The organism is Streptomyces sp. Z423-1 (genome assembly GCF_013009255.1).
Lineage (GTDB): Bacteria > Actinomycetota > Actinomycetes > Streptomycetales > Streptomycetaceae > Streptomyces > Streptomyces gossypiisoli.
In genome coordinates, this window is record NZ_CP053109.1 from 8827892 (window position 1) to 8851820 (window position 23929).

General features: G+C 73.6%; 5 protein-coding genes. 2 read left to right on the forward strand and 3 right to left on the reverse strand.

Translation table 11 applies throughout. From position 1 onward, the window contains the following. The first annotated feature begins 149 nt into the window (after window positions 1-149). Together HJD23_RS40300 and HJD23_RS40305 are read left to right on the forward strand one after the other, a co-directional pair. Window positions 150-18959: a non-ribosomal peptide synthetase gene (locus tag HJD23_RS40300; RefSeq protein WP_171117090.1), complete on the forward strand. Its 18810-nt coding sequence runs from the start codon at window positions 150-152 to the stop codon at window positions 18957-18959. 21 nt (window positions 18960-18980) lie between these two features. Further along, window positions 18981-19190, forward strand: a complete 210-nt coding sequence (locus HJD23_RS40305; protein WP_171117092.1) for an MbtH family protein — start codon at window positions 18981-18983, stop codon at window positions 19188-19190. Between the two features lie 59 nt (window positions 19191-19249). Here HJD23_RS40305 and HJD23_RS40310 read toward each other — a convergent pair whose 3' ends face one another. The 3 genes from HJD23_RS40310 to HJD23_RS40320 form a co-directional block, all read right to left on the reverse strand. Then, window positions 19250-20320, reverse strand: coding sequence for an iron-siderophore ABC transporter substrate-binding protein (locus HJD23_RS40310; protein ID WP_171117093.1), 1071 nt, complete (start codon window positions 20318-20320; stop codon window positions 19250-19252). Window positions 20321-20386: 66 nt separating this feature from the next. After that, window positions 20387-22198, reverse strand: a complete 1812-nt coding sequence (locus HJD23_RS40315) for an ABC transporter ATP-binding protein (protein WP_171117095.1) — start codon at window positions 22196-22198, stop codon at window positions 20387-20389. Beyond that, window positions 22195-23904: an ABC transporter ATP-binding protein gene (locus HJD23_RS40320; protein WP_171117097.1), complete on the reverse strand. Its 1710-nt coding sequence runs from the start codon at window positions 23902-23904 to the stop codon at window positions 22195-22197. The genes HJD23_RS40315 and HJD23_RS40320 overlap by 4 nt, the downstream gene beginning before the upstream one ends. Between the last annotated feature and the right edge of the window lie 25 nt (window positions 23905-23929).

Consider the following 23929-nt stretch of genomic DNA (forward strand, 5'->3'; position numbering starts at 1 on the left):
TACCTTAACCCAGCCTAGGGCGAGACGGCCCGGCATCCCACCCCTTGGTGAACCATGTGGTTCCCCTGTGAATTAGGTAACCCTTACCTTAGTATGTCGGCGATCCCCGGCCCAGGGCCGGGACCGACCCGCTGGGGAGGCACGCTGCTGTGTGCGGTTCCGAAGAAGTCCTGGCGTACTGGCGACGGATACTCACACCGCTCCCGCTGGAGACATCCCTGCCCACCGACCGGCCCCATCCGGCGCGGCCCGCCCCGGAACGGCAGACCCGCACCCTGGCCGGTGTCCCCGAGGCCGCCGACCCCGTGCTGCTCGCGGCGTTCGTCGCCCTGCTGCACCGCTACACCGGCGCCTCCGACCTCACCGTCGGCCACGACGGGCTCCCGGTGCGGGTGTCCGTCGACCACGACCCCACCTTCCAGGAGCTGGTGCGGCGGGTGACGGAGGCGTGGGAGGACGCGGAGACCTACCGGGTGCCCGCCGAGCTCCTGATCGACGAACTGCGCCCCCGGCCGACGCGCGGCGGGGGCCTGTTCTTCAACACGGTGTTCGCGACGGCTGCGCGGCCCGCCGGGGAGCTGCCCGCTCCGGTCGACGTGGTGCTGGAGGTACGCGGGGGCGCGGCGCGGGCGTCGTACGACCCCCGCCTGTTCGACGGCACCACCGTCGAGCGGCTGCTCGGCCACTACCGGACCCTCCTCGCCGACGCACTGGCCCGGCCCGACACCCCCGTCGCCCGGTTCGGCCTGATGAGCCCGGAAGAGTACCGGCAGGTCGTCGTCGACTGGAACGCCACCGAGCACACGGTGCCGCCGCACACCTGGCCCGCGATGTTCGCCGAGCAGGTCCGGACGCGTCCCGACGCCGTCGCCCTGGTCTTCGAGGACGAGGAACTCACGTACGCCGAGCTGGACGAGCGCGCCAACCGGCTCGCGCACGCCCTGATCGCGCGCGGCGCCGGCCCCGAACGCATCGTCGCGCTGGCGCTGCCGCGCTCCACCGACCTGATCGTCGCCGAGGTCGCCGTCCTCAAGTCCGGCGCCGCCTATCTGCCGATCGACCACGACTACCCGGTGGACCGCATTGCCTACATGCTCGGCGACGCCGCGCCCGTCTGCATGGTGACCACCGAGGACACCGCGCGGGAACTCCCAGAGCGGGACGGCATGGCCCTGCTCGAACTCGACTCACCCGGCACGGCGGCGGAGTTGGCCGGGCGACCCGCCCACGACCCCGATGCGACCGTCTCCGTCCTGAACGCCGCCTACGTCATCTACACCTCGGGCTCGACCGGACGCCCCAAGGGTGTCGTCCTCGCCCACAGCGGTGTGGCGAAACTCGTCGCCACGCAGAGCGAGCGGTTCGGCATCGGGCCGCACAGCCGGGTGCTGCAGTTCGCCTCGCCCAGCTTCGACGTCGCCTTCTGGGACCTGTGTCTCGGACTGCTCTCCGGCGGCCGGCTGGTCGTCGTACCGGCCGAACGGCGGGTGCCCGGCGCTCCGCTCGCCGACTACGCGAACGCCCACGGCATCACCTTCATGATCCTGCCGCCGGCGCTGCTCGCCGCCCTGCCCGACGACGTACGACTGCCGCCCGCCGCCACGCTGCTGGCGGGCACTGAGCGGGTGTCCCCGGAGCTGGTGGGCCGTTACGCCCGCGGGCGGATGATGTTCAACGCCTACGGCCCCACGGAGGCCACCACCAACTCCACCCTCGGCCTGTGCGATCCGGACATCCCGGCGGGGTCGATCGTGCCGATCGGCGTTCCCGACCCCGGCACGCGCGCGTACGTCCTCGACGCGCTCCTCCGGCCGGTTCCCGCCGGTGTCACGGGCGAGCTGTACCTCGGGGGAGCGGGCCTCGCGCGGGGCTATCTGGGCCGTCCGGACCTGACCGCCGAGCGGTTCGTCGCCGACCCCTTCGGTGCGCCCGGCGAACGGCTCTACCGCACCGGCGACCTGGTCCGCTGGAAGGCCGACGGACGGCTGGAGTTCCTCGGCCGCGCCGACACCCAGGTCAAGATCCGCGGCTTTCGCATCGAGCCCGGCGAGATCGAGTCCGTGCTGCGCGGCCACCCGGCCGTCGACCAGGTCACGGTGGTCGCCCGCGAGGACCGCCCCGGCGACCGGCGGCTCGCCGCCTATGTCGTCCCCGCCCTCGACGCCCCGGACGACCGTGTGGCGGAGTGGAAGCAAGTCCACGAACTCCTCTACAGCGCCGCCGGTTCGGAGGGCTTCCGGGAGAACTTCGCGGGCTGGAACAGCATGTACGACGGGCTCCCCATCCCCGTCGGGGAGATGCGGGAGTGGCGGGACGCGACCATCGAGCGCATCCGTGAACTCGGCCCACAAAGGCGTGTGCTGGAGATCGGTGTCGGCAGCGGTCTGATCCTGTCCCGGATCGCGCCCGACTGCGAGGCGTACTGGGGCACCGACCTCTCGGCCGAGGCGATCGGGGCGCTGCGCGCCCAGGTGGACATCACCGGGGTCGAACTGCGCGCGCAGCCCGCGCACGACACGACCGGGCTGCCCGTCGGCTACTTCGACACCGTCGTCCTCAACTCCGTGGCCCAGTACTTCCCGAGCGCGGAGTACCTCACCGACGTCCTGCGCAAGGTGTCCGAACTCCTCGCCCCCGGCGGGCGGATCTTCGTCGGCGACGTACGCAATCTGCGGCTGTTGCGCACCCTGCGCGCCGCCGTCGAGACCAGGCGCTCGGCGGGCGAGGAGGACGTGGACAAGAGCGCGCTGCGCGCGGCCGTCGAGCAGTCGGTGCGGTGGGAGGGCGAGTTGCTCCTCGACCCGGACTTCTTCGCCGCGCTCGACGGCTTCGACACCGACGTCCGGATCAAGCGGGCCGCCCACCACAACGAGCTGAGCCGGTACCGGTACGACGTGGTCCTGCGCCCCGGTGCAGCCGCGCCGGGGATGCCGGAGGAGCGGGAGGTGCACTGGGCCGCCGTCGGCGGGCTCACCGGCCTGGCCGGGCTGCTGGCCGAGGGGCCACGGCGGCTGCGGGTCACCGGCGTGCCCAACGCCCGTCTCGCCGACGACCTGGCCGACCTGCGGCGGCTGGACGGCAGCGGCCAGGAGGCGGCCCCCGGCGTCGACCCCGAGGACGTCCACACCCTGGCCGCCGAGCACGGCTACCGGGCGGCCCTCACCTGGAACGGCGCCGCCGACGACGGCGCCTTCGACGTGGTCCTCGCCCTCGACGGCCCGCTCTCCGGGGTGTACCGCCCCGCCCACGCGTACCCCCACGCCAATCGTCCCGCTCCCTTCCGTGACGTGCAGGCCCTGATGCGGACCCTGCGCGCGCACGCCGCCGAGTGGCTGCCCGACTACATGGTCCCGTCGGCCTTCGTCCCGCTGCACGCCCTGCCGGTCACCCCCAGCGGCAAGATCGACGCCAAGGCGCTGCCCGTCCCGGACCGTACGGCGATGAGTTCCGGCCGCCCCCCGCGCACCGCCCGCGAGAAACTGCTGTGCGGCCTGTACGCCGGTGTCCTCGGGCTGGACTCGGTGACGGCCGAGGACGACTTCCTCGCCCTCGGCGGCGACAGCATCACCGCCATCCAGCTGCTGGTCCGGGCGCGGGAGGCGGGGCTCAGGCTCACCACCCGTGACGTGTTCCGGCACCGCACGGTCGAGGCCCTCGCGAAGGCGGCCGTCGAACGCACCGACGAGCACACCGCCGACCACCCGCTGGTGGAGGTCGACGCGGCCGAACTGGCCGAAATCCAGGGCGCGCGGCCGCTCGCCGTCGAGGAACTGCTCCCGCTCACCCCGCTTCAGCAGGGCTTCTTCTTCCACGCGCTGAGCGGTGGCCCGGACGGTGACGCCTACGTCGTGCAGCAGGTGCTCGACCTGGCAGGACCGGTCGACGGCCCCACCCTGCGCCGCGCCGCACAGCACCTGCTGGACCGGCACGCGCCGCTGCGGGCCGCTTTCCGCCGGCGCCCCGACGGCACGCCGGTGCAGATCATCACCCGGGATGCCGAGCTGCCGTGGCGGGAAGTCGATGTGTCGGCACAGGGCGGCGCGGTCCGGGAGACGCTGGGCGAGGCGGTGGCCGCCGACGAGCGCGCCAAGGGCTTCGACCTGGCCGCGCCGCCCCTGCTGCGCTGCGCACTGATCCGGCTCGGCGAACACCGCAGCCGACTCGTCCTGACGTTCCATCACATCGTGGCCGACGGCTGGTCGTTGCCGGTCCTGCACCGCGAACTGATGGCCGCCTACGGCAACGGCACGCCTCCGCTCGCCGACGTCACCCCGTACCGCGCCTTCCTGCGCCGCCTCGCGGAGCAGGACCGTGACGCGGCCCGCGACGCCTGGCGCACCGCCCTCGCCGGCCTCGACGAGCCGACCCGGCTGGTCGACGCCCCCGGCACGGGAGCGCCGGTGCGGCCGGCGCACGTCCGCGTGGAGCTGCCCGAGTCGACCACCGCGCGCCTCACCGAGCGGGCCCGCGCCCACGGAGTCACCCTCGGCACGGTGGTCCAGGCCGCCTGGGGGCTGCTGCTGGGCAGGCTCACGGGCCGGGGCGAGGTGGTGTTCGGCACCACGGTCTCGGGCCGGGACAGCGAGGTCGAGGGCATCGCCTCGATGGTGGGCCTGTTCATCAACACCCTGCCGACCCGTTTCCGTTGGGCCCCGGGCGAGCCGCTCGGGGGCCTCCTCGTCCGCCTCCAGGAGGAGCAGGCACGGCTGCTCGACCACCAGCACCTCGGCCTGGCGGAGATCCAGCGGCTGGCCGGGCACGCGGGCGGCGGCGAACTCTTCGACACCCTCGTGGTCTTCGAGAACTACCCCGCCGAGACGGACCTCGGGGACCCCTCGGGCAGCATCCGGATCACCGGCGACGCGTTCCACGACGCCGTCCACTATCCGCTCGCCCTCGTCGTCAAGCCCGGCCGACGGCTGGACCTGCGCCTCAAGCACCACACGGAACGGCTGGACGCCGACGCCGTGCGCGCACTCGGCGACCGGCTCGCCCGCATCCTGGAGGCGATCGCCGACGAGCCCACGAACCCCGCCGCCTCCGTCGAGTTGCTGTCGCCCGACGAGGCCCTGCGGGCCCACCCGGTCGGCGAGGAGCGTCCCGTTCCGGAGACCACCCTGGCCGAGGCGTTCGCGGCACAGGCCGCCCGCACGCCGGACGCGATCGCCGTCGTGTTCGAGGACCAGCGGCTGACGTATGCCCAACTCGACGCCCGTGCCGAGGCGTTGGCCGACCGGCTGCGCGGTCGCGGCGCGGGTCCCGGTGCGTTCGTCGCGGTCGCGGTCCCACGGTCGGCGGAGCTGATGGTCGCGCTGATCGCCGTACTGAAGTCGGGCGCCGCCTACCTGCCGGTGGACCTGGACTACCCGGCGGACCGCGTGGCCCACATGCTCACCGACTCCGGCGCCACGACGGTGGTCACGCTGACCGCGACGGCCGACCGACTGCCGGAGACGGGCCCCTCGGTGCTTCTCCTGGATGCCCCGTCGGAGGACGCGGAGCCCGTCCCCGGGCGCGCGGCCCGCCCCGACGACCCCGCCTACCTCATCTACACCTCCGGCTCGACCGGCCTGCCCAAGGGCGTGGTCGTCACCCACCGCGCCATCGTCAACCGGCTCGCGTGGACGCAGGGCGCGTACGGGCTGCGCGCCGACGACCGGGTGCTGCAGAAGACGCCGTCCAGCTTCGACGTGTCCGTGTGGGAGTTCTTCTGGCCGCTCCTCGAAGGCGCGGCCGTGGTCCTCGCCCGGCCGGACGGCCACCGCGACCCGGCGTATCTCGCCGAACTCGTCCGCCGACAGGGCATCACCACCCTGCACTTCGTGCCGTCGATGCTGGAGGCGTTCCTGCAGTCGGACGAGGTGACCGGCGACCCCTCCTGGGCGGCCTCCCTGCGCCGCGTGCTGAGCAGCGGGGAGGCGCTGCCCGTCGAGGCCGCGCGCCGCTGGCACGCCCTGACCGGCGTACCGCTGCACAACCTGTACGGCCCGACCGAGGCCGCCGTCGACGTCACCTACCACGCGTACGGCGACGACGTGGGCACGACCGTGCCCATCGGGCGGCCCGTGTGGAACACCGGCCTGCGGGTGCTGGACTCCTGCCTGCGGCCGGTTCCCGACGGGGTCCCGGGCGAGCTGTATCTGACGGGCGTGCAACTCGCCCGCGGCTACCACGGCCGTCCGTCGCTGACCGCCGAGCGGTTCACCGCCGACCCCTACGGCCCGCCCGGCACCCGCATGTACCGCACCGGCGACCTGGTGCGGCGCCGCGCGGACGGGGTGATCGAGTACCTGGGCCGCACCGACCGGCAGGTCAAGCTGCGCGGCAACCGCATCGAACTCGGCGAGATCGAGGCGGCGCTGGCGCGCCTGCCCGAGGTGGCACAGGCCGCCGTGACGGTACGGGACGACGCGCTCGTCGCCCATGTGGTGCCGCGGGCCGGTGCCGCCCCGGACGCCACCGCACTGCGCGACGCCCTGTCCGGCACGCTCCCCGCCGCCCTGGTCCCCGGTGCCTACGTCGTCCTCGACGCCCTGCCGCTCACCCCCAGCGGCAAGCTGGACCGGGCGGCGCTGCCCGCACCCCGGGCCGTGCGGGCCGCCGCCCGCGCCCCGCGCACCCCGCGTGAACAGCTGCTCACGGAGATCTTCGCCGCCGTACTCAAGCTCACGGACGTCGGCGTCGACGACGACTTCTTCCTGCTCGGCGGCGACAGCATCAGCTCCATCGCCGTCTCCAGCCGGGCCCGCCGCGCGGGCCTGGTGCTCGACCCGCGCGACGTCTTCGAGCACCGCACACCGGCGGCGCTCGCGGCGGCCGCGACCACGGCGGACGAGACGACGGTCACCGTGTCCGTGTTCGAGCTGACCGACGAGGAGCGCGCCTCGGTCGAGCGGCTGGCGCCGGGCCGCATCGAGGACGTATGGCCCCTCGCCCCCCTCCAGGAGGGCCTGTTCTTCCACTCCACGTACGACGACAGCTCCCTCGACGTCTACACCGTCCACGAGTCCTTCGACCTCGCCGAACGCGTGGACGCCGAGCGGCTGCGGGCCGCGACCCGCACCCTCCTCGCCCGCAACCCCAGCCTGCGCGCCGGGTTCACCAGCGAAGGACTGCGCCAGCCCGTGCAGTTCATCGTGCGGGACGCCGAGATCCCGCTGACGGAGGTGGACCTGTCCGGGCTGCCGACGGCCGAACAGGACCGGCGGATGCGGGAGTTGATGGACGAGGAGCGCTCCCGGCGCTTCGACCTGACCCGCCCGCTGCTGTTCCGGATGCTGCTGGTCCGGCTCGGCGACGCCCGCGGCGACCGGCTCGTCATCGGCCGCCATCTGATCCTGTGGGACGGCTGGTCCGCCTGGCTGTTCCTGGACCAGCTGTTCGCCCTGTACGACAGCGGCGGCGACCCGGCCGGTCTGGCCCGCCCCGGCTCCTACCGCGACTACCTGACCTGGCTGGAGCGGCAGGACGACACCGAAGCGACCCGCGCGTGGCGCGCCGCGCTGGCCGGTTTCGACGAGCCCACACTGCTGGCGCCCGCCGTCGACGACCGGGGCCCGGAGCCGGTGATCCCGGAGCACCTCGACGCCGTCCTGGCCCCGGAGGCCGCCGAGCGGCTGCGCGACACCGCCCGCCGCCACGGACTCACCCTCAACACCGTGCTCAACGCCGCCTGGGGCCTGGTCCTCGCGAGCGCGACCGGCCGTACGGACATCGTGTTCGGTACGACGGTGGCGGGCCGGCCGAGCGAGGTGCCGGACGTCGAGAACGTCATCGGCATGTTCCTCAACATGGTCCCCGCGCGCATCGCCTTCGACCCGCGCGAGCCGGTGCTCGACCTGCTGCGCCGCATCCAGGGCGAGCGGCTGGAGCTGATGCGGCACGAGTACCTCGGTCTGGGCGTCCTGCAGGCCGAGACCGGCCACCGGCGGCTGTTCGACACGCTGTTCGTGCTGCGCAACGCCGACACCGACGAACGGCTCGCCGAGCTGCGCGACCGGCACGGGGCGACGGCGGTCGCCAACGTGGACGCCACGCACTACCCGGCCAACCTGGTCGTCACCCCGGGCGAGCAGGTCCGCGTCACCCTCGCCTACCGCCCGGACCTGCTGGACGACACGTACGCGCGCAGCCTGCTGGACCGCTTCGTGCTCCTGGTGGACCGGCTGGTGGCCGACCCCGCCACGCCCGTCGGCTCGCTGGACCCGCTGCTGCCCGCCGAGGCCGCCGCACTGGCCCGCGAGGAGGCCGCGAACCGGCAGCCGGTGCCGCACGAGACGGTCGCGGACATGCTGGCCGCCCAGGCCGCCCGCACCCCGGACGCGACCGCCCTCGTCTTCGGCGCGCAGACCGTGACGTACGCCGAACTCGACGCCCGCTGCAACCGGATGGCCCGGCTGCTCATCGCGCGCGGGGCGGGCCCCGAGCAGGTCGTCGCGCTCGGCCTGCCCCGGTCGATCGACATGGTGGTGGCGCTGTTCGCGGTGCTGCGCACGGGAGCCGCCTACCTGCCGCTGGAGCTGGACCATCCGGCCGAGCGGCTGTCGCTGATGCTGGCCGACGCCCGCCCGCTGCTCCTGCTGTCGACAAAGGCGGTGTCGGGGACGCTGACGGGCGACACCCCGCGCGTTCTGCTCGACGACCCGGAGGTGGCCGCGGAACTCGCGGGTCTGCCCGCCGATCCCGTGCAGCGGACCTTCAGCCTGGACCACCCCGCCTACGTCATCTACACGTCCGGCTCCACGGGCCGCCCCAAGGGCGTGGTCACGCCGTACGTCGGCCTGACGAACATGCAGCTCAACCACCAGAAGGAGATCTTCGCCCCGGCGATCGCGTCGGCGGGCGGGCGGCGGCTGCGCATCGCGCACACCGTGTCGTTCGCGTTCGACATGTCCTGGGAGGAGCTGCTGTGGCTCGTCGAGGGCCACGAGGTGCACGTCTGCGACGAGGAGCTGCGGCGGGACGCCACCGCGCTGGTGGCGTACTGCGAGGAGCACCGCGTCGACGTCGTGAACGTGACCCCCACGTACGCCCATCTCCTCATCGAGGAGGGCCTGCTGGAGGGCCACCGGCCGCCGCTGGTGCTGCTCGGCGGCGAGGCGGTCACCGAGGCGGTGTGGAACACGCTGCGGGACACGGAGGGGACGTACGGCTACAACCTGTACGGGCCCACCGAGTACACGATCAACACCCTCGGCGGCGGCACCCACGACAGCGCCACCCCGACCGTGGGCCGCCCGATCCGCGCCACCCGCGCCCGCATCCTCGACACCTGGCTGCGTCCGGTGCCGGACGGTGTGGCGGGCGAGCTGTACATCGCGGGCGTGGGCCTGGCCCGCGGCTACCTCGACCGGCCCGGCCTGACCGCCGAGCGGTTCGTCGCCGACCCTTACGGGCGTCCGGGCGAGCGCATGTACCGCACCGGCGACCTGGTGCGCCGCCGCCCGGACGGCAACCTCGACTTCCTCGGCCGTACCGACGACCAGGTCAAGATCCGCGGCCACCGGGTGGAGCTGGGCGAGATCGAGACGGTGCTCGCGCAGCACCCCGAGGTCTCCCAGGCCGCCGTCATCGCCCGCGACGACACCTCCGCGCCCGGCACCAAGCGGCTGGTGGGCTACGTCGTCCCGGCGGAACCCGACGCCGAGGCTCTCCAGGCGGCCGAGCGGGAGCAGATCGGTGAGTGGCGGGAGATCTACTCGGCGGAGTACACCGAGATCGGCACGGCCGTCTTCACCGAGGACTTCGCGGGCTGGGACAGCTCCTACGACGGTGCGCCCATCCCGCTGGACCACATGCGCGAGTGGCGTGAGGCCACCGTGGAGCGCATCCGCGAGCTGCGGCCGCGGCGCATCCTGGAGATCGGCGTCGGCTCCGGACTGCTGCTGTCACGGCTCGCCCCGGACGCCGAGTCCTACTGGGCGACGGACTTCGCGGCACCCGTGATCCGCAAGCTCGGCGAGGATCTGAAGGCCGACCCGGAGCTGGCCCGGAAGGTGGAACTGCGCTGTCAGGCCGCCGAGGTGACGGACGGTCTGCCGACCGGCTTCTTCGACACGGTCGTCATCAACTCCGTCGTGCAGTACTTCCCGAGCCTGGACCATCTGCGCAAGGTGATCCGGGGCGCGATGGGGCTGCTCGCGCCGGGCGGTGCCCTGTTCCTCGGGGACGTGCGCGATCTGCGGCAGGCGCGCGTGTTCCAGACGGGCATCCAGCTGGCCCGTGCGGGCGCGGACGCCGATCCGGATGCGCTGCGCCGGGCCGTGGACCGGGGGCTCGCCCTGGAGAAGGAACTCCTCGTCGACCCGGACTGGTTCAGCACCCTCGGCGTCGGCGTCGAACTGCGCGCCAAGGCCGGACGGCACCACAACGAGCTGACCCGGTACCGGTACGACGTGGTGCTGTACGAGGGGGGAGGCGCCGTGCGGGTGGACGACGCTCCCGTGCTCGACTGGACCGGCACGGGCGACCTCGTCGCCCGCCTGGACGGCGCGGAACTGCTCCGGGTCCGCCGCATACCCGACGCGCGAACGGCGGACGACCTCGCGGCGATGCGGGCGATGGACGCCGGACGGCTGCCCGGCCCCGCTCCGGCGGGCGAGGAGCCCGAGCACCTGCGGCGGCTGGGGGAGTCCCACGGCTACCGGGTCCTGACCACCTGGTCCGACGAACCGGGCTGTTTCGACGCCGTGTTCGTACGCGGCACGGAACCCCGGCGCACCTCGGGCCTGCACCGCCCCCGCCCGGACCGGGGCACCGCCCCGTACGCCAACACCCCCACTGCCACCCGCGGCAACGGCGCGCTCGTACGACGGCTGCGTGAGGATCTGGGGCAGCGGCTGCCCGGCTACATGGTCCCGGCCGCCTTCGTGGTCCTGCCACGGCTGCCGATGAACGACAACGGCAAGCTCGACGTGCGGGCCCTGCCGGACGCCGAGCCCGCGGTGGCCCTGTCGGAGGGACGTGGGCCGCGCACGCCCGTCGAGGAGGTGCTGTGCCGTCTCTTCGCCGAGGTGCTCGGGCTGCCCCGCACCGGCGCGGAGGACAACTTCTTCGACCTGGGCGGCCATTCGCTGCTGGCCACCCGGCTGATCAGCCGGGCCCGCACCGAACTGGGCGCGGAGCTGGCGATCCGCGACCTGTTCGAGGCCCCGACCCCCGAGACGCTGGCGCTGCGCGCGGAGGCCGGACGGCCCGCCCGCCCGGTCCTCACCCCCGCGACGGAGCGGCCCGCGCGCATCCCGCTGTCGGCGGCCCAGCGGCGGCTGTGGCTGGTGGAGCGGATCACCGGAGGCGGCGTCGCATACAACTTCCCCCTCGTCTTCCGGCTCCGCGGCACGCTGGATCTCGACGCCGTGCGGGCCGCGCTGCGAGACGTGACGAACCGTCATGAGGCCTTGCGTACGCGCTTCCTGGTGGAGGACGGCGAGCCGTACCAGTGGATCGCGGCGCCCGGTGAGGCCGAGCCCGAGTTCCGGGTCACCGACTGCGCCGAGGATGAACTGCCCGCGCGGATCGAGGCCGCCCAGCGCCGCCCCTTCGACCTGAGCGCCGAACTCCCGGTACGGGCCGAGGTGTTGCGCCTCGGCGACGAGGACTCGGTGGTGGCGCTGGTGCTGCACCACATCACCACCGACGAGTGGTCCGACCGGCCCTTCCTGGCCGATCTGAACCACGCCTACGCCGCCCGCACGGCCGGGCGGGAGCCGGACTGGGAGCCGTTGCCGGCGCAATACGCCGACTACACGCTGTGGCAGGAAGCCCTGCTCGCCGAGGTGGGCGAACGGCAGCTCGACTTCTGGACGCGCACACTGCGCGACCTGCCCGAAGAGATCCCGCTGCCCCTGGACCGCCCGGGTGCCGCCCGGACCACCGGCCGTGGTGCCGTCGTACGCAGGGCGGTTCCTGACACGACCGGGGCCGCGCTGCGGGACCTGGCCGCCACCCATCAGGCCAGCATGTTCATGCTGTTCCAGGCGGCGACGGCGGCACTGCTGCACCGGCTCGGCGCCGGGGACGACATCCCGCTCGGCGCGCCGATCGCGGGCCGCACCGACAGCGCGGTCGACGACCTGGTCGGCTTCTTCGTCAACACGCTGGTACTGCGCACGGACCTGTCCGGCGACCCGTCCTTCGCCGAACTCCTCGACCGCGTGAAGGAGTCAGCGCTCGCCGCCTTCGAACACCAGGACGTGCCGTTCGACCGGGTGGTGGACGCGGTCAACCCCGTCCGGGTCGCCGACCGCAACCCGCTGTTCCAGGTGATGCTCGGCTACCACCACCGGCCCGACGGCGATCCCGACCTGTTCGGACTGCCGACCGAGTGGTTCGACATGGACACCGGCATGGCCAAGTTCGACCTGGACTTCACCTTCGTCGACCACGGCGCCGGACGCGACATGGCGCTGCTGCTGGAGTACGCCACCGACCTCACCGACGCCGAGACCGCGGACGCGCTGGCCGAGCGGCTGCTGCGCCTGCTGGAGCAAGTCGCCCGGGACCCGGCACGGCCGGTGAGCACCCTGCGCGTCCTGACCGACGAGGAGGAGTCGGCCGCCGCGACCGCGTGGAACGACACGGCCCGGCCGTTGGAGACCCGCACCGTCCCGGAGATCTTCGACGACGTCGTACGGAACCGCCCCGACGCCCCCGCCCTGGTCGCCGGAGGGACCCGGCTGACCTTCCGGGAGCTGTCCGAGCGTGTGGCCGCCGTGGCGCGGCTCCTGTCGCACCGGGGCGCCGGTGCCGAGACGGTGGTCGGGCTGGCCCTGCCCCGTGCCCTCATGGTCCCGGCGATCCTCGGTGTGCTGAAGGCCGGGGCGGCCTGTCTGCCGCTGGATCCCGAATACCCCGCCGAACGGCTGGAGTTCATGCTGCAGGACGCGGCACCGCTGTGCGTGCTCACCACGGCGGCCCTTGCCCCGAGGCTGCCGGACGACTGTGGGCGGGTGCTGCTCGACGACCTCGACCTGCGAGCGGGCGGGGACGCTCCAGCGCGGCTGTCGCCCGCTCCCGCAAGCGCCGCGTACGTCATCTTCACCTCCGGCTCCACCGGCAGGCCGAAGGGCGTGGTCGGGACCCATCGCGGCCTGAGCAATTTCTTCGCCGCGCACCGCGACGACCTGATCGGTCCGGCGGAGCGGGCCGCCGGACGGGCCGGGCTGCGGGCGGCACACGCCGCGTCGTTCAGCTTCGACGGCTCGTGGGAGCCGCTGATCTGGCTGCTGGCCGGCCACGAACTGCACGTGACCGACGAGGCCACCATGGCCGACCCGGCCGCGCTGCTGGCGTATCTGGGCCGGGAGCGGATCGACTTCCTCGACGTCACGCCGACCTATCTGCGCGAGCTGATCCACCACGGCTTCCTGGAGCCGGGCGGCCACGTCCCCGGCGTGATCGCTGTCGGCGGCGAGGCGACCCCGGCGCCGCTGTGGGAGCGCCTGTGCGCCCTGCCCGGCGTGCAGGTCCACGACCTGTACGGCCCCACCGAGTGCGCGGTCGACGCCTACGGATGGCACGACGACGCCTCCGGCCGATGGGCCGCGCCGCTCGACAACATCCGCGCCCACGTCCTCGACCGCGCCCTGCGACCGGTACCGGTGGGCGTGACCGGCGAGCTGTACCTGGCGGGCGAGGGCCTGGCACGCGGCTACCTGAACCGACCGGGCCTGACCGCCGAGCGGTTCACCGCCGACCCCTTCGGGGCGCCCGGCAGCCGCATGTACCGAACCGGCGACCTCGCCCGGCGGCGCCGTGACGGCTCGCTGGAGTTCCTGGGGCGGGCCGACAGCCAGGTCAAGCTGCGCGGCTTCCGCATCGAACTCGGGGAGATCGAGGCCCTGCTCGCCGGGCACCCGGATGTGGCGACCGCCGCGGTCGTCGTCCGCGAGGACACCCCGGGTGTGCGCAGGCTGGTGGCGTACGTCCTTCCGGTCGGCGACCGCATGCCGGATCCGGCCGACCTGCGCGCTCGTGCGGCTGCCGCGCTGCCCTCGCACATGGTGCCGGCGGCCTACGTCACGGTGCCCGCCCTGCCGCGCACCGTCAGCGGCAAGCTTGACGAGAAGGCCCTGCCGGCACCCGACTTCGCCGCGCTCACGTCGGGACGCAGGCCCCGCACCCCGCGCGAGGACCTGCTGTGCGAGGCGTTCGCGGCGGTCCTCGACGTCCCCGAGGTGGGCATCGACGACGACTTCTTCGCCCTGGGCGGTCACTCGCTGCTGGCCATGCGACTGACCGCCAGGATCCGCGCAGTGCTCGGCGCCGAGGTATCGCTGCGCACGGTGTTCGACACGCCCACGGTGGCCCGGCTCGCCGAACGGCTGGCGGAGGGCGGCACGGCAGAGGCCGCCGCCCGTCCGGCGCTGACGGTCCGCCCACGCCCCGAGCGGCTGCCGCTGTCCTCGGCCCAGCAGCGCCTGTGGGTGCTCTACCAGGTGGAGGGGGCCAGCGCGACGTACAACATCCCCTCGGCCTGGCGGCTCACCGGCGCGCTGGACGTCGAGGCGCTGCGGGCCGCGGTGCACGATCTCGTCGTACGGCACGAGACGCTGCGCACCGTCTTCCCCGACGAGGAGGGCCGGGCGTTCCAGCGAATCCTGGACCCGGACGAGGTCCGCATCCCCTTCGAGGTGGAGGCCACGGACGAGGAGCGGCTCGCCCAGCGGCTGACACAGGCCGGGGCGTACGGCTTCGAGCTGGACCGCGAACCCCCGCTGCGCGTTCACGTCTTCCGCACCGGCGAGGACGAGTGGACCCTGCTGCTCCTGCTGCACCACATCGCCGGTGACGAGTGGTCGGAGCTGCCCCTCAACCGGGACCTGGCCCTCGCCTACGCCTCCCGAACGGCCGGGCGGGCTCCGGACTGGGCGCCGCTGCCGGTCCAGTACGCCGACTACACGCTGTGGCAGGAGCGGCTGCTCGCCGAGGTCAGCGAGCGTCAGATCGCCTACTGGCGGCAGGCGCTCGCCGGACTGCCGGAGGAGCTGGCGCTGCCCGCCGACCGGCCCCGGCCGCTGGAGGCCGGCTACCGGGGCGGCTCCGCCGACCTCTCCCTCGACGCCGGACTGGCCGCGGATCTGCACCGCTTGGCCCGCGACAACGGCGTCAGCGTGTTCATGGTCCTGCAGGCCGCCGTGGCGACCCTGCTCACCCGGCTGGGCGCCGGCCACGACATCCCGATCGGCAGCCCGATCTCCGGGCGCACCGACGCGGCCCTGGAGGACCTGGTCGGGTTCTTCCTCAACACCCTGGTGCTGCGCACCGACACCTCCGGCGATCCCACCTTCCGGGAGCTGCTGGCCCGGGTGCGGGAGACGGACCTGGCGGCCTTCGACCACCAGGACGTGCCGTTCGAGCGGCTGGTGGAGGTGCTCAACCCGGCCCGGTCGCTCGCCCGGCACCCGCTGTTCCAGGTGATGGTGGTGTACCTCGCCTCCGGCGGAGAGGACACCGGGCTTCCCGGGCTGCACGCCCGACGGGATGAGGTGGCGTCGACGACGGCCAAGTTCGACCTGTCCTTCGACTTCGTGGAGCGCGGCGACGGCAGCGGTGTCGACGGCGTCCTGGAGTACAGCGCCGAGCTGTTCGACCACGCGACCGCGCAGTCCTTCGCGGACCGCCTGCGCCGCGTCCTGCGGGCCGTGACCGCCGACCCGGACGTCACCGTGGGGCGGGTGGACATCCTCGGCGAGGACGAGCGGGACCGCCTGGTCGGCGGCTGGCACAGCCGGCCGCTCCTCGCCGCGCCGACGACCGTCCCCGCGTTGTTCGAGTACCGGGCGCGGCAGTGCCCCGAGCTGCCCGCCGTGGCCTCCGACGGCATCGAGCTCACCTTCGCCGAGCTGAACGCCGAGGCCAACCGCCTGGCCCGGCTGCTGGTCGCCCACGGGGCGGGACCGGAGCGGTTCGTGGCGCTGGCCCTGCCCCGCACCGCGCGGTTCCTGGTGGCCGTCCTCGCGGTCCACAAGGCGGGGGCCGCCTATCTGCCCCTCGATCCCGACGCACCGGCCGAGCGCACGGCCGACGTCCTCGACGACGCACGTCCGGTGCTGACCCTCACCACCCGCGACCTCGCCGGTGCCCTGCCCACGCGAGGTGTGCTGGTACTGGACGAGCCCGCGGTGACGGAGCGGATCGCCGACCAGGATCCGGCCGACCTCACCGACGCCGAGCGGACCGCTGCGCTGTCGCCCCAGCATCCGGCGTACGTCATCTACACCTCGGGCTCCACCGGCCGCCCCAAGGGCGTCGTGGTCGCCCACGGGACCCTCGGCAACCTGTTCCGCAGCCACCGCGAGACCCTCTACACCCCGGCGACCCGGATCACCGGGCGGCGGCACCTGCGGGCCGGACACGCCTGGTCGTTCTTCTTCGACGCCTCCTGGCAGCCGCAGCTGTGGCTGCTGGACGGGCACTGCGTCCACATCGTGTCGGAGGAGGTCCAGCGCGATCCCGAACTGCTCGCCGCTGCCGTGGTCGAGCACCGCTTCGACTTCCTGGAGGTCACCCCGTCGTTCTTCGCGCAGATGGCCGACAGCGGCCTGCTGGACGGCGACACCTGCCCCCTCTCCGTCGTCGGCGTCGGCGGTGAGGCCGTGCCGGTCGCGCTGTGGCGGCGGCTGGCGGCGCTGAGCGGCACCGAGGCGTTCAACCTCTACGGTCCGACCGAGTCCACCGTCGACGCCCTCGTCGCGCGCGTCCGCGACAGCGAACGCCCGCTCGTGGGACGGCCCGTGACCGGCACCCGCGCCTACGTGCTGGACGGCCTGCTGCAACCCGTGCCGCCCGGCGTCACCGGCGAGCTGTACCTCGCGGGCGGCGGCCTGGCCCGCGGCTATCTGGGCGCTCCCGCCCTGACGGCCGAACGCTTCGTGGCCGACCCCTTCGGCGCGCCGGGCACGCGGCTGTACCGTACCGGCGACCTGGCCCGCTGGACCGCCGACGGCCGCATCGACTACCTCGGCCGGGCCGACGACCAGGTCAAGATCCGCGGCTTCCGCATCGAACCGGCCGAGATCGAGTCCGTGCTCACCGCACATCCCTCCGTCGCCCAAGCACTGGTGACGGTACGTCAGCAAGGTCAGCACAAGCAGCTCGTGGCGTACGTGATCCCGGCCCCCGGCTCCGCACCGGACCCCGCGGACTTGCGCGCCCACGTCGGCGCCCGGCTCCCGGACCACATGGTCCCGGCCGCCGTCGTCCCGCTGGAGCGCTTCCCGCAGCTGGCGAACGGCAAGCTGGACCGGGCCGCCCTGCCCGCGCCCGACTTCTCCGGCCTGTCCTCCGGACGCGCGCCCGCCACACCCGTGGAGAAGGCGCTCTGCGCGGTCTTCGCCGAGGTGCTGGGGCTCGAACAGGTCGGTGTGGACGACGACTTCTTCGCCCTGGGCGGCGACAGCATCGTCGCGATGCAGCTCGTCGGCCGGGCCCGGGCGGCGGGCGTACGGATCACTCCGCGTCTCGTCTTCCGGCACCGTACGGTCGCCGGGCTGAGCACGGTCGCCGAGTCCGCCGACACCGGCGCGCCGCGCGCGGAGGACGACGGGACCGGAACGGTGCCGCTCACCCCGGTGATGCACTGGCTGCGCGAACTGGGCGGCCCCTTCTCCACGTACCACCAAGCCGCGCTCGTCCGTACGCCCGCGGAGCTGGACCTGCCCGGCCTGACCGCCGTGCTCCAGGCGCTGGCCGACCGGCATGACCTGCTGCGGGCGAGGCTGGTGCGGCCGTCGCGTGACGCCACCGAGGACTGGTCGCTGCACGTCCCGCCCGTCGGCGCGGTCGACGCGGCCGCGTGGATCGACCGGGTGGACGTGGCCGGGCACGACGCCCAGGCGTTGGGCGAGGCCGTACGCGAGCACGCGCACGCGGCGCGGGCACTGCTGGACCCGGACTCGGGCGCCATGGTGCGGGCCGTGTGGTTCGACGCGGGCCACGCGCCCGGACGGCTGCTACTGATGGCCCACCATCTGGTGGTCGACGGCGTGTCGTGGCGGGTGCTGCTGCCGGACCTGGCGGCGGCGTGGCAGGTCGTCTCCGCCGGGCGGCCGGTGCGGCTCGATCCGGTGGACACGTCGTTCGCCCGCTGGTCGCGGCTGCTGTCCGAACTGGCCCAGGCCCCCGAACACGAGGCGGAGCTGCCCGTATGGACGGCCGTCCTGGAGGGCGGCAGCGAACCCTTCCCTCTCGTACGGGCGTTGGACCCGGACCTGGACACGACCGCGACCCAGCGCGAGGTGATCACGCGGCTGCCCGCCGAACGCACCGGGCCGCTGCTGTCGACCGTGCCCGCCGCGTTCGGCGCGGGCGTCAACGACGTGCTGCTCGCCGGTCTCGCCCTGGCCTTCGCCGACTGGCGGCGGCGCGGCGGCGGAACCGACACCTCCGTCCTGGTCGACCTGGAGGGCCACGGCCGTGAGGAGGATCTGGCCGGGGACGATGTCGACCTCTCGCGTACGGTGGGCTGGTTCACCAGCGTCTTCCCGGTGCGGCTCGATCCGGGCTCGATCGACCTGGCCGAGGCGTTCGCGGGCGGCCCGGCGGCCGAGGAAGCCGTACGCCGGGTCCGTGAGCACCTGGCCTCGCTCCCCGCGAACGGCGTCGGCTACGGCATGCTGCGCCACCTCAACCCCCGTACCCGCGAGGTACTGGCGGCCCGTGAACCGGCCCGCATCGAGTTCAACTACCTCGGCCGGTTCGGCATCCCGGAGGAGCGGGACTGGTCGTACGCGCCCGAGGAGGACGCGGCCGACATCGGACCCGAGGCCGCGATGCGTGAGGGCCACGCGCTGAGCATCAACGTGGTGACCGAGGACCGGGCGGACGGGCCGGTGCTGGCCGCCCACTGGTCCTATCTGGAAGGGCTGCTGCCGCGTGAGACGGTCGAGGACCTCGCCGGGACCTGGTTCCGGGCGTTGGAGGGGCTCGTCGCACGGGCAGAGCGGAACCGTCGTCCGTAGGACCGTGAGGAGAGAAAGAGCATGAGCAATCCGTTCGAGGACCCCGAGGGCGTCTACCTGGTGCTTGTGAACGACGAGAACCAGCACAGCCTGTGGCCGGAGTTCGCCGACGTGCCGGGCGGCTGGCGGGTCGTCCACGGGCCGGCGGAGCGGCGGGACTGCCTGGAATACGTCGAGACCCACTGGACCGACATGCGGCCCCGGAGCCTGGCCGAGGCCATGGACGGCTGACCACGGGCATACGAAAGGAGGGGCGGCCGTACGGCCGCCCCTCCTTTCGGTGCCGGGCGTCAGGACGCGGGCTGCTCCACCTTCGTGTCCGTCTTGCCGTCGACGGCCGCGGCCAGCTGCGGGACCAGTCGCTCGACGACGTACGGCAGGCTGAGGACGGTGCCCATGGACAGGGCGTTGCCGTAGTCGCTGGTCTCGTTGACGTAGACCTCGCGGCCCTGCTTGACCACGTTCAGGTCCTTGTAGGAGGCGTCCTTGTGCAGCTTGTCGGCGTCCTTGGAGACATCGCCGACCTGCCACACCAGGGCGTCCTGGTCGAGCAGGTCGGTGCGCTCCTTGCTGATGTTCGCGCCGAACTGGTCCCCGATCGCCTTGTCCAGGTCCTTGGGCAGGGAGAAGCCGAGGTCGGTGAGGAGGTGCGAGCGCGGGTCCTGGCTGCCGAAGACGAACATGCCCTCGTACGGCGTGGCCATCACCGCGGTCTTCCCCTTGAAGTCGGGGTGCTCCTCGACGGCTGCCGCGATCTCGTCCTCGGTCGCCTTGACGGCCGCGGCGGCCTCCTCCGGCTTGCCGAGCGCCTTGCCGATCGTCTCGGTCTGCTCCTGCCACGGGACGCCGTAGTCGTTGTACTGCTTCGGCTGGGCCACCACAGGGGCGAACTTGGACAGCGACTCGTACTGCTCCTTGGTGAGTCCGCCGTAGACCGCGAGGATCAGGTCCGGCTTGAGCGCGGCGATCTTCTCCACCTGGGGGCCGGTGCCGGTGTCCTTGAGCACCGTGGGCGCCTCGGCGCCGCCCAGCTTGTCCTCGGCCCACGGTCCGATCGCGCCCTTGTAGCCGCCGAGCCACTCGGTGGTGCCGACCGGGACCTTGCCGAGCGCGAGGACCGCGTCCTGGTCGGTGAGGCCGACGGTGACGATCCGCTTCGGCTCGGACTCGATGGTCGTACTGCCGTACTTGTGCGCGAGGGTGACCGGGAAGGCGGACTCGCCGGAGGCGCCTGCCCGCGCACCCGCGTCCGTGTCGTCGGATCCGGAGTCGTCACCGCCGCATGCCGTGGCCGTGACGAGGAGCAGGAGGGCTGAGGTGAGCGCGGCGGCGAGCCGTGGTGCTCTGCGGGAGCGGAACATCGTGGTCCTTTTTGTTCGGGTTCCAGTGGAGCGGGGCGGTGCGGGGGGTGGATCTCAGCGGTGCCTCTACGGGGTGTGGGGGCCGGGGCGGGTGTGGGTGCCGGTGTCGCGGGTGTCCGACCACGCCTGCCAGATGGCCGCGTAGCGTCCCGCGGCGGCGCGGAGTTCGTCGTGCGTGCCGGCCTCGACGACGCGGCCCGCGTCCATGACGACGATGCGGTCGGCGGTCGCCGCCTGGCTGAGGCGATGGGCGACGATCAGCGCGGTGCGGCCGTCCACCGCCTGGGCGACCGCCTTCTCCAGGGCGCGCGCTCCGGAGCTGCCCGCCTCGGCGGTGGCCTCGTCGAGGATCACCAGGGGAGGGTCGGCCAGGATGAGCCGGGCGAGCGCGAGAGCCTGCGTCTGTGCGCCGCTGAGCCGGTGCCCGCCGTCGCCGACGACGGTGTCGAGGCCGTCGGGCAGCGCCTCGGCCCAGGCCAGGGCGTCGACGCGGTCGAGCGCGGCGCGCAGTTCGCCGTCGGTGGCGTCGGGTTTGGCGAGGCGGAGGTCGTCGGCGAGCGGGCCCGCGAAGACGTGGGTCTCCTGGGTGATCAGGGCGACTGTGCGGGAGGCGGCCGCGCCGAGTTCGGTCGGTGGCACGCCGCCGATCAGGACGGTGCCGGTCGTGGGCGGCTGGATGCCCGCGATCAGTCGGGCCAGCGTGGTCTTGCCCGCGCCGCTGGCACCGACGAGGGCCACGCGTTCACCATGATGGATCGTCAGGTCGATGTCGTGCAGGACGGGATGGCCGGGCCGGTACGCGTGACCGAGGCCCCGCACGGTGACCTCGACACCGCCCGACCGGACGGAACCGGTCCGTTCCGGGGGCGGTGGCTGGTCGGTGACTCCGACGAGCCGCGACAGACTCGCCGTGGCCGACTGGGCGTCGTCGAGGAGGACGAGCGCCGAGTTGACCGGGGCGAACAGGCTGTGGAAGTACAGGGCGGCGGCGGTCGCCGTGCCGACGGACGCCGAGCCCTGGCGGACCAGCCAGTAGCCGGTGCACAGCACGGCGGCGAGTCCGAGGTACTCGGCGATGTGCAGGCGGCTGTAGAAGCCCAGCACGAGCCGCACTCCGCGCATCGTCAGCGCCACCACGGACCAGGACCGCTCGGTGACCCGCTCGGTGTGCTGCCGTTCCAGCCGGAAGGCGCGCACGGTGGAGCTGCCCGCGATGGTGTCGAGAAGTTGCTGCTGCTGGGCGCTCGCGGCCCGGCGCTGCTCGGCGTAGAGCGGGACCGCGCGGGCGACGTACCAGCGGGCGGTGGCCGCCTGCACGGGCACCGCGAGCAGCGCGGCCAGCAGGAAACGCCAGTCGAGCAGCGCCAGCGCGCCCAGGGTGAGGACGATGGTCAGCAGCGACCGGGCCAGCTCGGGCAGGGCGTTGCGGATGGCCTCGGCGATGAGGGAGACGTCGGCGGTGACCCGTGCGGTCAGATCACCGGCGCCGGCCTTCTCGATCCGCTCCAGCGGCAGTCCCAGCGCGCGTTCGACGAACAGCTCGCGCAGCCGGGCCAGGGTCGTCTCACCCAGCCGGGAGATCAGGGACAGACCGAACCCGGCCGTAATACCCTGCGCCACGGCGACAGCCAGGAGCAGCGCCGCGATGGTGGTGATGGCGTCGACGGAGCCGCGGTCGGCGGCCAGGTCGACGATCCGGCCCAGCAGCGGCTGCACGAGCAGCCCGACGGCCGTGGAGGCGACCATGACGGTGAAGGCGGTCAGGGCCAACCGCCGCTGCGGGCGCAGCAGTTCGGCGACGGCGGCGCGGGTGCGGGCCGGGGTGGCGACGGGGAGGAGGGGGGAGTGGGGTCGGCTGTCGGTGCGGGGCTCGGTCATGTGAGGACCGCCGTCCGGTAGGCGGCGCGGTCGTGGACGAGGTGCTCGTGGGTGCCGGTCGCGGTGACCCTGCCGCCGTCGATCAGGACGACCCGGTCGGTCACGGCGAGCAGCGCGGGGCTGTTGGTCACCAGGACGGTGGTGCGGCCGCCGCGGACGTCCCGGATCCCGGCGGCGATGCCCGCCTCCGTGACGGCGTCGACGGCCGTGGTGGGCTCGTGGAGCACGAGCACCGGCGCGTCGGCGGCCAGCGCCCGGGCCAGGGCCACCCGCTGCCGCTGACCTCCGGAGAGCGAGTGGCCGCGTGCGGTGACGGCCGTGTCGGGACCGTCGGGCAGGGCGCGTACCACCTCGTCCGTGCCCGACGCGGCGATCGCGGCGGTGACGGGAGCGGCGGCGTGGGCGCCGACGGCGGCGGTGACGTTGTCGAGGAGCGTGCCCTCGAAGAGGTCGGCGTCGTGCTCGGCGACCAGGATCGCGGCCCGCACCTCCGCGAGGCTCAGCGCGGGCAGTTCCGTCCCGTCCAGTGCCACCGCGCCGCTCTCCGGGTCGGCGTGGCGGCCCAGGCAGCGCAGCAGGGCCGTCGCGTCGGCGGGGTCGGTGGTGACCACGCCCACCGTCTCGCCCGGGGTGATGTCGATGTCCACCTCGCGCAGAGAGCCGTACGACAGGCCCCTCAGCCGCAGTCGGCCTTCGACCCGTCGCAGGACGGTGCTGCCGGACGGCCCCGACGGCGTCACGGCCCGGTCGGCGCCGAGCACTTCGGCGATCCGGGCGGCGGACGCGCGGCCCTGCGCCAGCTGCGCGTTGACCCAGGAGAACTCGGAGAGCGGGCCGATGAGGAAGAGCGCGAGCGCGACGGACGAGACGAGTTCACCGAGGCTGATGTCGCCGCGCGCGGTGAGTCGCCCGCCGACGAGTGCCACCAGCGCGAGGAACGCGCCGGTGAGGATGGTGACGACACCGTTCTGCCAGGCCTCGGCCCGGGCCGCGCGCAAGGTGGCGGTCAGCGACTCCTGGCTGATGCGGCGGTAGCGGGCGACGGCCGCCGGTTCGGCGCCGATGCCCTTGAGCACCCGCAGCCCGGCCACGAGGTCCGCCGCGACGCCCGAGGCCCGCGCCGCGCGTTCCTGCTCGGTCTCGCTGCGCCGCTCCAGGGGCTTGCTCAGCAGGTGCACCAGCCACAGCAGCAGCGGGGTGCCCAGCAGGACGAGCAGACCGAGGACGAGGGAGATACGCAGCAGGACGACCGCGCCGACCGCCAGCCCGGTCGCGGCCGCGATGCCGACGATGAGCGCCATCGTGACGGCGCCGACCCGCTTGGCGTCCTCGGTGGCGGTGTTCGCCAGCTCCCCGGGCAACCGGCCGTCCTCCGCGCCGCCTTCGGGAGCGAGGACGCGGCCGATCAGCTGGGTCCTGAGGCGGTGCGCGGCGGTCACGGAGGCGCGTTCGCCGGCTCGTGCGCTGAAGCGGAAGCTGAACGACAGCCCGACGTAGACGACGGCCAGGACGCCGAGCCACAGCAGCAGTCCGCCCGCGTCACCGTCCACGACGCCTCGTTCGACGGCCAGTCCGATGAGCACCGGCACCAGGGCTTCGCCCGTCTGGTGACCCATGCCCAGGACCGCGCCGAGCGCGACATCGCGGCGTTGTCCGCCGACCGCACGCCACAGGACGCTCCGCCCCGGCAGGTCCGCTTTTCTCACGCATCCCTCCGGAAGGGGGTTCACA